Source organism: Pseudarthrobacter sp. efr-133-R2A-89, from assembly GCF_030209315.1.
GTDB lineage: Bacteria > Actinomycetota > Actinomycetes > Actinomycetales > Micrococcaceae > Arthrobacter.
In genome coordinates this window covers 108,843-119,592 of sequence record NZ_JARVSE010000014.1, presented here as the reverse complement: position 1 = coordinate 119,592, position 10,750 = coordinate 108,843, and the positions used below count along the sequence as shown (strand labels likewise).

At 67.5% G+C, this 10,750-nt stretch carries 10 protein-coding genes; all 10 read left to right on the top strand.

Going from position 1 to position 10,750, the window contains the following annotated elements; all coding sequences use genetic code 11:
• Positions 1-352 precede the first annotated feature (352 nt).
• The 10 genes from QRM95_RS20850 to QRM95_RS20805 all read left to right on the top strand — a co-directional run bounded on the left by QRM95_RS20850 (position 353) and on the right by QRM95_RS20805 (position 10,626).
• On the top strand, positions 353-1,111 hold the full coding sequence (locus tag QRM95_RS20850; RefSeq protein ID WP_285249323.1) for a LamB/YcsF family protein: 759 nt from the start codon (positions 353-355) through the stop codon (positions 1,109-1,111).
• Between the two features lie 2 nt (positions 1,112-1,113).
• Positions 1,114-2,763 carry a 5-oxoprolinase subunit B/C family protein gene (locus QRM95_RS20845; protein WP_285249322.1) on the top strand — a complete coding sequence of 550 codons (1,650 nt, stop codon included), beginning with the start codon at positions 1,114-1,116 and terminating at the stop codon, positions 2,761-2,763.
• Entirely contained in the window at positions 2,756-4,504 is a 1,749-nt protein-coding gene (locus QRM95_RS20840) for an acetyl/propionyl/methylcrotonyl-CoA carboxylase subunit alpha (protein WP_285249321.1), read from the top strand. The genes QRM95_RS20845 and QRM95_RS20840 overlap by 8 nt, the downstream gene beginning before the upstream one ends.
• Before the next feature lie 48 nt (positions 4,505-4,552).
• A complete protein-coding gene (locus tag QRM95_RS20835; RefSeq protein WP_285249320.1) occupies positions 4,553-5,230 on the top strand; it encodes a GntR family transcriptional regulator in 678 nt (225 codons plus the stop codon).
• A 195-nt stretch (positions 5,231-5,425) separates the two neighbouring features.
• A complete protein-coding gene (locus tag QRM95_RS20830; protein WP_018762092.1) occupies positions 5,426-6,139 on the top strand; it encodes a DUF969 domain-containing protein in 714 nt (237 codons plus the stop codon).
• On the top strand, positions 6,136-7,107 hold the full coding sequence (locus QRM95_RS20825) for a DUF979 domain-containing protein (RefSeq protein ID WP_285249319.1): 972 nt from the start codon (positions 6,136-6,138) through the stop codon (positions 7,105-7,107). Before QRM95_RS20830 ends, QRM95_RS20825 begins: the two co-directional genes overlap by 4 nt.
• Before the next feature lie 33 nt (positions 7,108-7,140).
• Positions 7,141-8,238, top strand: coding sequence for a DUF2891 family protein (locus tag QRM95_RS20820; RefSeq protein WP_285249318.1), 1,098 nt, complete (start codon positions 7,141-7,143; stop codon positions 8,236-8,238).
• Between the two features lie 197 nt (positions 8,239-8,435).
• Positions 8,436-8,738 (top strand): hypothetical protein, encoded by a 303-nt coding sequence (locus QRM95_RS20815; RefSeq protein ID WP_285249317.1) that lies wholly within the window; start codon positions 8,436-8,438, stop codon positions 8,736-8,738.
• A 165-nt stretch (positions 8,739-8,903) separates the two neighbouring features.
• A complete protein-coding gene (locus QRM95_RS20810; RefSeq protein WP_285249316.1) occupies positions 8,904-9,713 on the top strand; it encodes a slipin family protein in 810 nt (269 codons plus the stop codon).
• A 94-nt stretch (positions 9,714-9,807) separates the two neighbouring features.
• Positions 9,808-10,626, top strand: a complete 819-nt coding sequence (locus QRM95_RS20805; RefSeq protein WP_285249315.1) for a pyruvate, water dikinase regulatory protein — start codon at positions 9,808-9,810, stop codon at positions 10,624-10,626.
• Positions 10,627-10,750 lie beyond the last annotated feature (124 nt).

Sequence of the window (10,750 nt, the reverse complement as noted above, 5' to 3'; positions counted from 1 at the left end):
GTGGGAGAGTAGGACACCGCCGGACACACACCACTGGTCGAGGCCCCAACCAACATGGTTGGGGCCTCCCACATTTAACACCACAACCCCCGCTCACACCCGACACATCTGACAGGTGAAACCGCCACGCCCGCTCACACCCGACACGCCACCCACCAACCCCCGCTCACCTCTTGCGCGTATTCCGGCAACAACTGAGCGGGCGTCGGGGTTGAAGCTGCAGGATGTGAGCGGGCGTTGGGGGAGAAGCTGCAGGATGTGAGCGGGCGTTCGTAAAACGCCGGTGGGATTGTTGAACAATCCTGATTTATAGGGCATTCTTGGAGTACCACCAATCCGAGACGGAGATCACATGCCCAGCATCGACTTGAACAGCGACGTCGGCGAATCGTTTGGAAACTGGTCCTTCGGCGATGACGCCGCCATTTTCGAAAGTGTTTCGAGCGCCAACGTGGCCTGCGGCTTCCACGCAGGGGATCCCGTGGGCATCATGGCCACCTGCCTGGCCGCCGCCAAGGCCGGCGTCACGGTGGGCGCCCACCCCGGCTACCGGGACCTGGCCGGCTTCGGCCGCCGGTTCGTGGACATGACCCCGGCGGAATTGACCGCTGACGTGGTCTACCAGATCGGCGCCGTCCAGGCCGTGGCCCTCGCCGCCGGAACCGCAGTCCGCTACGTCAAACCGCATGGTGCACTGTACAACACCATCGTCAACCACCCCCGGCAGGCCGGCGCCGTGGTGGCTGCCATCCTTGCCGTGGACCCCACCCTTCCCCTCATGGTCCTGCCGAACTCCGAGATACAGCGCCAGGCCGACGCCGCCGGGCTGCGCACGGTCACGGAGGCCTTCGCCGACCGTGCCTACAACCCTGACGGCACCTTGGTCTCCCGGCGCGAACCCGGAGCCGTGCTGCACGAGGTGAAGGACGTCGTCGAGCACGTCCTGCGCCTGGCCACCGATGGCGTGGTCCGCGCCGTGGACGGATCACTGGTCCCGGTCAAAGCGGAAAGCATCTGCCTGCACGGCGACACGGCCGGCGCCGTGGCAATGGCCGCCGCCGTCCGTGCCGCCCTGGGGGACGCCGGCATCACCATCCAAAGCTTCGCCTAGCCATGGCTGCCACACAACAGCGCCCGGCCACGGCGCCGGTCCTCACCGCGATCAAGCCCGCCGGAGACCGGGCAATCCTGGTTGAGCTCTCCTCCCTGGACGCGGTGCTCAGCCTCCAGGCACAACTTATGGCGCACCCCAGGCCGGGCCAGATCGACGTCATTGCCGCCGCCGGGACAGTGCTGATCACCGCCGATTCGCCGCATGCCCTGCAGGAGCTGGCCGCGCACGTTCGCGGCCTGGACCTTGACGCGCCCGCGGAGGCCGACAGCACACTGGTCACCATTGAGGTGGTGTACGACGGCGACGACCTGGACGAGGCCGCGGCGCTCACCGGCCTCGGCCGCGAAGGCGTCGTGGCAGCCCACACAGGCCAGCTATGGACGGCAGCCTTCGCCGGATTCGCTCCGGGCTTCGCCTACCTCACCGGCGAGAATTCCACCCTTGACGTGCCGCGCCGGCGCTCCCCGCGAACCGCGGTACCCGCCGGGGCGGTGGCCCTGGGTGGACAATACTCGGCGATCTATCCCCGGCAGTCACCGGGCGGCTGGCAGCTGATCGGACGGACCGACGCCGCACTCTGGGACCTTGAACGGGAGAACCCGGCGCTCATCCGCCCGGGCGATACCGTCCGTTTCGCCGCCGTCCGGGCTCAAGCCACCGTTCGGCGGCACACCGAAACTGCTGCCAGCGCGGAGGCTCACGAGGAACATGCCTCGGCGGGCCTGGCCGTGCGAAAGCCTGGCCTCCAGGCCACTATCCAGGACCTCGGCCGGCCGGGCTACGCAGCCCTGGGTGTCAGCAGCTCCGGTGCCATGGACCGGGGTGCCCTGCGCCGCGCCAACCGCTTGGTGGGCAACCCGGAGGACGCCGCGGGAATCGAAACCCTCTTCGGCGGCCTGGAACTCGAAGCCCTGACCGACCAGGTCATCGCCGTCACCGGCGCCAGCGCGCCATTGGAGGTGACGTCGTCGAACGATGCCCAAACGACGACGGCGGTGCGGCACCCGGCGTGCGACGCCCCGTTCGCGCTGCTGGCAGGGGAGCGGCTCACCGTGGGCGCGCCCTCGGCAGGTCTCCGCTCCTACCTTGGCGTCCGTGGCGGGGTCGCCGGCCCGGCCGCACTGGGCAGCCGATCCACCGACACCATGTCGGGGATCGGCCCCGAACCGCTCACAGCGGGAACCATCCTTCCCGTGCATGCCGCCAAACCGGGCAGCGTTGTGGGCAACCCCGAAATCTCACCCCTCCCTGACCATGGCCACGCCACAGAGCTCCGCGTGGTTCCCGGACCGCGGCAGGACTGGTTCAACGATGAAACCCTGCAAAGCTTCCTGTCCCAGGAATGGACCGTGACACCCAAGTCCAACCGGATCGGCCTGCGCCTGGACGGACAAGGACTGACACGTAGCAAGGAGGGTGAACTGGCGAGTGAAGGCACTGTCCGTGGCGCCGTGCAGGTGCCCCCGGAAGGCCAGCCGGTCCTATTCCTCTCCGATCATCCGGTGACCGGCGGGTACCCGGTGATTGCCGTCGTCGTACACGCTGACCTGGACAAAGCCGCCCAACTTCCGCCGGGTGCCGCAGTGCGGTTCACCGCAGCATCCCCGGCAGAACAGCCCGAAACACCAAAGGAAAGCTTCCATGCGTAAAGTCCTCATTGCCAACCGCGGCGAAATTGCCGTCCGGATCGCCCGGGCCTGCGACGATGCGGGCCTGGAAAGCGTTGCCGTCTACGCCGATCCGGATGCCGACGCGCTGCACGTTTCCGCCGCTACCGAGGCATACTCGCTGGCCGGTTCCCGGCCGCAGGAAACCTACCTGGACAGTGAAAAGATCCTGGCGATCGCCGCCAAAAGCGGTGCCGACGCCGTCCACCCCGGATACGGCTTCCTGTCCGAAAACGCCGGATTCGCCCAGGCCGTGATCGACGCCGGCCTGACGTGGATCGGGCCCTCGCCGGACACCATCCGGCTGCTCGGCGACAAGGTCAGCGCCCGCGAGGTTGCTGTCCGTGCCGGCGCCCCGCTGGCACCGGGGAGCGACGGCCCGGTGGCCAGCGCCGCCGAAGTCCGTGCGTTTGCAGAACAGGTGGGCCTTCCGGTAGCCATCAAGGCGGCTTTCGGCGGCGGCGGACGTGGCCTGAAAGTGGTCCGGAACCTTGCCGACATCGAGGAAAGCTTCGACTCCGCGGTGCGTGAATCCCTTGCAGCCTTCGGCCGCAGCGAGTGCTACGTGGAGAAGTTCCTGGACCGCCCCCGGCATGTGGAGGCCCAGGTCATCGCGGACACGCACGGCAACGTGGTGGTGGTCGGCACCCGCGACTGCTCGCTGCAGCGCCGGCACCAGAAGCTCGTGGAGGAGGCCCCGGCACCGTTCCTGACGCCGGACCAGCGGGCCGCCATCCATGCCTCGGCCAAGGCCATCTGCCGGGAGGCCGGATATGTGGGCGCCGGCACCGTGGAGTACCTGCTGGACGGCTCCGGCTTCCTGAGCTTCCTGGAGGTCAACACCCGGCTCCAAGTGGAGCATCCCATCACGGAGGAAACTTCCGGCGTGGACCTGGTGGCTGCCCAACTGTCCATCGCGGCAGGGGAGGTGCTGCCCATCCTTGACGACCCCGAGCCGCACGGCCACGCGTTTGAGTTCCGGATCAACGCCGAGGACCCGGGCCGTGGATTCCTGCCGTCCCCGGGTACCGTGGATTCGTTCGAGGTGCCCACCGGGCCGGGTATCCGGCTGGATACCGGTGTGCGGGCGGGGTCAACAGTGCCCGGACAGTTCGATTCGCTGCTCGCCAAGCTGGTGGTCACCGGCGCGGACCGGCAACAGGCCCTCCGCCGCGCCCGCCGCGCCCTGCGCGAGTTCCGTGTTGGCGGGCTGGCCACCGTCCTGCCGTTCCACCGCGCCGTGGTGGAGGCTCCAGACTTCACCGGCACCGATTCCCTGGGCGTTTACACCACCTGGATCGAGAGTGAGTTTGCCGCCGAGCTGGAAGCGGACCCCGCGTTCAGCCCCGCCGCGCCCGAGGAACCACGCCGGACCATCGGCATCGAAGTGGACGGCAAGCGGATGGAGCTCGGACTGCCTGCGGCGCTGCTGGATTCGCTGCTCAACGGCGGCGGCCGCGGCCGTTCCGACGCGGCGGAGGGGAGCGCGCCTGCTCCGGCGGAGAAGAACGACGGCGACCTGCTGGCCACCATGGCCGGCACCGTGGTCAAGTGGCTGGCTGAGCCCGGAACGCTCGTCGAGGAAGGCGAGGCGGTGCTGGTGCTCGAAGCCATGAAGATGGAAACAGCCGTGGCCGCCCACCGTGCCGGTACGGTCGGGGAGCTGTACGCGGCGCCCGGAGACGCCGTCGGGCCCGGACAGGCGCTCACCACCATCGGTTAGGAGGCCGGCGCGGGGGAATGTGCGGGCCCGGGCCGATATCGTGGTGCCATGACGTTTGACGAGGTGCTGGCCGATCTTCAAGCCCAGGCCAGGACCACCAAGCACGCCGAAACCGGGCTGTGGGTGGCCGCGCAGCTCCGCAGCCGCATTGAGGCCGGCCAGCTCAAGCCCGGATCCAAGCTCGCAGAGGAAGCCCTCCGCGAGGCCCTCGGCGTGTCCAGGAACACCCTCCGGGAAGCATTCGCAGCCCTGCACTCGGAACACATCGTCACCCGCATTCCCAACCGCGGCGTGTTCGTCGCGCACCCCACCGCGGAGGATATCCGCGAGATCTACCGTGTCCGGCGCTTCCTGGAGCCCTCGGCGGTGCTGTGGTCCGGCACGGTCTGCACGGAGCCCCTTGCAGCGATCGTCAAGGCGGCCAGGGCTGCCGCCGTTGACGGCGACATCCCGGGCATGGCCGGGGCCAACCAGGACTTCCACCGTGCCATCGTGGACCGCGCCGGCAGCGAACGCCTGAACAGCCTCATGGACCAGGTGCTGGCCGAGATGCGGCTGGTATTCCACTCCATGGCCACCAATCCCGCCTTCCACGAACCCTATGTGGAGGACAACGCGAAGATCGTGGAGCTCCTGGAGGCCGGGGAACTGGCCACGGCAGCGGACTTCCTGGCCGACTACCTGGAGCGCGCCGAAGCGCAACTGCTCGCCGCCGTCGGCCGCTGACCCGATCCCCTTCCGCAGGAGGGGTTGCGGGATTGTTGAACAAAACGCTATGCTGTGGATCACACCGTTGTCCTGCAGCCCTAACGTGACCGGGGCTCCCGCCCCTCGGCGCCGCCCCACCGACTAAACCTGGGCACGGACGCGCCGGCCCCCACTTTCGCAGACCCGTCACGGGTCCCCTGGGAAGGGATAATCATGCTTGTACTCATCGGGGTGCTGCTGGTGATCGTTGGCTTCGCCATCCGCCTGAACCCCCTGATTGTCGTCACCGTCGCGGGCATCGTCACCGCGCTCCTGGGCGGCATGAACCCCGCGCAGATCCTCGAGTCGTTCGGCACCGGCTTCGCCAGCAGCCGCTCCGTCACCATCTTCGTGGCGGTCCTGCCGGTGGTGGGCATTATCGAGTTCTTCGGGCTGCAGGAGCAGGCCAAAACCCTTATCGGCCGGCTCGCCAAACTGACCGCGGGGCGCGTCCTGATCGGCTACCTGGCCGTCCGCCAGATCACCGCCGCCGTGGGCCTGACCAGCATCGGCGGCCACGCACAGACCGTCCGCCCGCTGGTGTTCCCCATGGCGGAGGGTGCAGCGCTGCGCCGCTACGGCCACGTGCCGGAAAAGATCAGCGAGAAGATCAAGGGGCACGCCGCCGGCGCCGACAACGTTGGTGTGTTCTTCGGCGAGGACGTGTTCGTGGCGGTCGGCTCCATCCTGCTGATCACCACGTTCGTGGACACCACCTACCACCTGCACCTGGAACCGCTCCAGCTGGCGCTCTGGGCCATCCCCACCGCCATCGCCGCCTTCCTTATCCACGGCTTCAGGCTGCTGCGCCTGGACAAGCAACTGGACAAGGAATACCGCGAGTTTGAGCTCACCGCCCAAAAGGAAACCGCAGGAGAAGCCAAATGATCAACGTTGAAGCCGTTTACTGGCTGGTCGGCATTCTGTTCGTCGCATGGGCGTCGCTGATCGCCGCCGACACCAACCACCCCCGCCGCTGGGGCAGCTCGGCCTTCTGGGGCCTGCTGGGCCTGTGCTTCTTCTACAGCACCTGGGTCCAGGCCGGAACCGCACCCGCCTGGATCCTGGGCGTCGCCGTCCTGGTCCTGGTGGTACTGGCATCCACCGGCCTGCTGGGCCACGGCAAGCACCGCACCTCCACCGGGCCCGAGCGCGAGGCGTACGCCAAACGCTTCGGCAACAAGCTCTTTATCCCCGCCCTGACGCTGCCCCTGGTCACCGTGATCCTGGTGCTCGCTGCTCCTGTGCTGGTGATCGGCGGCACCCCGCTGCTGGATCCCAAGAACACCACGCTGGTGGCGCTGGCCATCGGCGCCGTAGCCGCCGTCGTCGTCGCCCTTGTGATCCTTAGGCCCAAGAACCCTGCCACGCCCCTCTTCGAAAGCCGCCGGATCCTCGAATCCATCGGCTGGGCTGCGCTGCTGCCGCAGATGCTCACCACGCTGGGCATCCTCTTCACCAAGGCCGGGGTCGGTACCGCTGTGGGAACCCTGGCGTCCGGGCTGCTGCCCAAGGGCTCACTGATCGCGGGCGTGCTGGTGTACTGCATCGGCATGTTCCTCTTCACCGTGCTGATGGGCAACGGCTTCGCGGCCTTCCCGATCATGACCGCCGCCATCGGCTGGCCCGTCCTGGTGCAGACCTTCCACGGTGACCCCGCCATCATCTTCGCGATCGGCATGCTCGCCGGCTTCTGCGGCACCCTCTGCACGCCCATGGCAGCCAACTTCAACCTGGTGCCGTCCGCGCTGCTGGAGATGAAGAACAAGTACGGCGTCATCACGGCCCAGGTGGGCACGGCCATCCCGCTGCTGGCAGTCAACATCGTGCTGATGTACTTCCTGGCCTTCCACTAAACCTTCGCTCATCCCGGCTTTCAAAGGAGCATGATGGACAACGACCTCCGCGTACAGGCGGCCCCGGACTACGCCGCCGTGGTGTTGGGCAACCTGTCGGAGCCATACCCGCACTCGGCGCACCACACCCAGGCGTCCGCCGACGACCGTCCCACGCCGGAGCAGATCCACCCCGCGTTCTACACCTCCTTCGACTGGCACTCCTGCGTCCACATGCACTGGCTGGGGGCCAGCCTGCTGGGGGCCGCCGCCGGGTCGCCTTTGTCCGGGGCTGCTCAGGAGGGGGCGTCCGACGGCGGGACAGCGGCCTGGGTGGACAGCCCGACTGCCGCGTCGCTGCGGGAAGCCCTGGGCGCCAACCTGACCCCGGCCAAGCTGGCGGTGGAACGCGACTACCTGCTGGCCAACCCGTCCTGGGAACGTCCGTATGGCTGGGCGTGGCTCATGCGGCTTGCGGCCACCTGTTCCGCGTCCTCCGATGCACAGATCCGCGAATGGGGCTCCGCCCTGGAGCCGCTGGTGGATGCGGTGGCGGAGCTCAGCGTCGCGTGGATGGCCAAGGCGCAATACCCCGTCCGGCACGGGCTGCACACCAACGCGGCCTTCGGGGTGGGCTACATGCTGGACGCTTTCCGATCCTTGGGCCGCGAGGACGCCGCGAAGGCGTGCGAGGAGGCGGCCCGCGGCTGGTTCGCGAACGACCGTGGCTGGCCGGGGGACTGGGAGCTCTGTGGCCAGGACTTCCTCTCGGCCGGCCTCAGCGAGGCGGACCTGATGCGCCGTGTCCTTTCCGCCGACGAGTTCGCAGACTGGTTCGGAGCGTTCCTCCCGGGACTCTCCACGGCGTCGCGGATCCTGCAGCCGGTGGGCGTGACGGATGAGACCGACGGCTACCTGGTGCACCTGCACGGACTGAACCTGACCCGGGCCGGCCAGGTGGCCCGCACCATCGCCACCCTCCGCGAATCCTCCAAGCCCGAAGCAACCGCTGCGGCGGCCGTCCTCAGCGAGGCACTCGATCCGCTGTTGAAGGCCGGGCTCTCCGGGCTGGAGAGCGGCGACTTCATGTCCACGCACTGGCTGGCGAGCTTCGCTTGGGACGCACTGGGATCCGTGGCGGCGCTGGACTGAGGCTGCGCTGGCAGGAGCCGCTTTGCCGGTAAGGCCCGTTAGGGGCTGGCCAGTCACACTCCGTCCGAAGCCTGCGGACCATGCATGTTGTGCCATGGCGCGTTAGTCTTGCTGCACCACGCCGTCGTGCGTGACCTGGGAGCAGCGGGCAGGGTTGTAATGAGCTGACTGTCCGCCCGTGAGCCCGGAGGAAACCGATGCGCCAGCACGTCAGCACATGCCTGCCAGACCCTGCAGCGGCAGGGGACACCGCCACCATCAAGCCCCGCCGGAAGCGGACCAGGCACCCTCGGCTTGCGGTGGGGGACCGGGTCAGTTTTGCCGAAGGAACCATGGCCGGCACGGGAGTCGTGGACGCCGTGACGTCAGATTATTCGATCATCTGGGTGTGGACGGATGACGGCCAGGGCCGGCGGATGTTCCTGCAGGGATACGGAAGCATCGTCCTGGCAGCGCAGCAGGAACATGAGCCGGACGTCGACGCCGCAGGCAACGGCTAGGCCGGCTGACCTCAGCCATGCGCCAGTGGCTGCGGATGCGCGCCGGTAGATGGCCCTTTCCCGGAGCTCCCCGACGCCTTTGGTGGGACAATAATTGCAGGGCCCCCTGTCACGGCGCCATCCAGGTGCCGGCACGGCCCGCGCAAAGACCAGGAGGGGATCCTGATGGACCCCACCACCGTGACTGTCATTGTCCTCGTTATCCTGCTTCTCGTTGCTGCGAGGATGTCCATCCGGATCGTCCGCCAATATGAGAAGGGCGTACTGTTCCGGCTTGGCAGGGTGATCGGCGTAAGAGACCCCGGCCTGCGGCTGATCATTCCTGTTATTGACCGGCTGCCGCTGGTCAGCCTCAGGATCGTGACCATGCCCATCCAGTCCCAGGGCATCATCACCCAAGACAACGTCAGCGTGGACGTGTCGGCGGTGGCCTACTACCGGGTGGTGGACGCCGTGAAATCCGTCATCGCCATCGAGAACGTGGCCGCGGCCATCGACCAGATCGCCCAGACCACGTTGCGGAAGGTGGTTGGCCGCCACACCCTGGACCAGACCTTGTCCGAGACCGAACGGATCAACGGCGACATCCGCGAAATCCTCGACGTGCTCACAGTCGAGTGGGGCGTGGAAGTCACCTTGGTGGAGCTCAAGGACATCCAGCTGCCCGAAAGCATGAAGCGAGCCATGGCCCGCCAGGCCGAAGCCGAACGCGAGAAGCGAGCGAAGATCATCGCCGCGGAAGGCGAGGCCATCGCGGCCACAGCGCTGGGCGACGCCTCCGACACCATGATGGCCCACCCGCTGGCGCTGCAGCTCCGCAACCTGCAGTCCCTGGTGGAAATCGGCGTCGACAAGAACACCACGGTGGTCTTCCCAGCCCCGCTCATGAGCACCATCGGTGAACTCTCGGCCTTCCTGGCCCGCGAGAACCAAGCAGCGTCCAGCGGAGGCAAGTCGCCTGTGAAAGCGGCCTGACCGGCGAACTTGCCAGCGTGCAACCAATGCGTCGGCCAAGCCCGCGCCAGTCCCGACTTCGGTGCCGCACCTCGGCGGCCGCTAAAGTCATGCCATGACCAATGCTGCTCTACGCCCTGTCTACTTCCTCTCGGACAGTACGGGCATCACCGCGGAAACGTTGGGCAATACGTTGCTGACCCAGTTCCCGGTGGCCGACTTTGACCGTGTAACCATCCCCTTCATCACCACGGCCGAGCAGGCACGGGCGGTGGTGCGCACCATCGACGGCCTTGCCGCCACCGGGCCTCAGCCCCTGGTCTTCTCCACCGCGGTCAGCAGCGAAATCCGGCAGATCCTGGCCGGCTGCAAGGGCGTGATCGTGGACCTGATCGGCACGCATGTAGGCGTGCTGGAACAGGCACTCGGCGCGGCTGCCAGCGGCGAACCCGGCAGGGCGCACGGCCTGGGGAACGCTGCGCGGTACCAGTCCCGGATGGCGGCGGTGGAGTACGCGATGGAGCACGACGACGGCCAGAGCCTGCGTGCCCTGGAAAAGGCGCAGGTTATCTTGGTGGCCCCGTCCCGGTGCGGCAAGACGCCCACCACCATGTACCTGGCACTCCAGCATGGGATTTTCGCCGCCAACTTTCCGCTCGTCGACGAGGACTTCCAGCGGGACGGCCTGCCGAAGCCGCTGCAGCCCTTCGTATCCAAGTGTTTCGGCCTGTCGTCCAACCCGCTGCGCCTGAGCCAGATCCGCACCGAACGGCGGCCCAGCTCGCCGTACGCATCCTTGCGTCAGTGCGGTTTTGAGTTGCGCAGCGCCGAGCAGCTGTACGTATCCCACCGGATCCCGTACCTGAACTCGGCCACCGTGTCCGTGGAGGAGATGGCGGCCACCATCCTGCAGCGGATGAATCTCAAGCATTAGCAACAATTCACAAACGTGGCGTGGCGCACATCATGTGGAAAGTGCGCGGTAGACCTGCCATTGTTGACAAGGTTTTTCTTCCGGCCGGCACTACCGTGGCGGCCAGCAATGCCTAAGCCACCTC

Bases quoted from the DNA above. Each gene is read 5' to 3' on its own strand.
- QRM95_RS20850 (WP_285249323.1), top strand. From the start codon at position 353: ATGCCCAGCATCGACTTGAACAGCGACGTCGGCGAATCGTTTGGAAAC.
- QRM95_RS20845 (WP_285249322.1), top strand. From the start codon at position 1,114: ATGGCTGCCACACAACAGCGCCCGGCCACGGCGCCGGTCCTCACCGCG.
- QRM95_RS20840 (WP_285249321.1), top strand. From the start codon at position 2,756: ATGCGTAAAGTCCTCATTGCCAACCGCGGCGAAATTGCCGTCCGGATC.
- QRM95_RS20835 (WP_285249320.1), top strand. From the start codon at position 4,553: ATGACGTTTGACGAGGTGCTGGCCGATCTTCAAGCCCAGGCCAGGACC.
- QRM95_RS20830 (WP_018762092.1), top strand. From the start codon at position 5,426: ATGCTTGTACTCATCGGGGTGCTGCTGGTGATCGTTGGCTTCGCCATC.
- QRM95_RS20825 (WP_285249319.1), top strand. From the start codon at position 6,136: ATGATCAACGTTGAAGCCGTTTACTGGCTGGTCGGCATTCTGTTCGTC.
- QRM95_RS20820 (WP_285249318.1), top strand. From the start codon at position 7,141: ATGGACAACGACCTCCGCGTACAGGCGGCCCCGGACTACGCCGCCGTG.
- QRM95_RS20815 (WP_285249317.1), top strand. From the start codon at position 8,436: ATGCGCCAGCACGTCAGCACATGCCTGCCAGACCCTGCAGCGGCAGGG.
- QRM95_RS20810 (WP_285249316.1), top strand. From the start codon at position 8,904: ATGGACCCCACCACCGTGACTGTCATTGTCCTCGTTATCCTGCTTCTC.
- QRM95_RS20805 (WP_285249315.1), top strand. From the start codon at position 9,808: ATGACCAATGCTGCTCTACGCCCTGTCTACTTCCTCTCGGACAGTACG.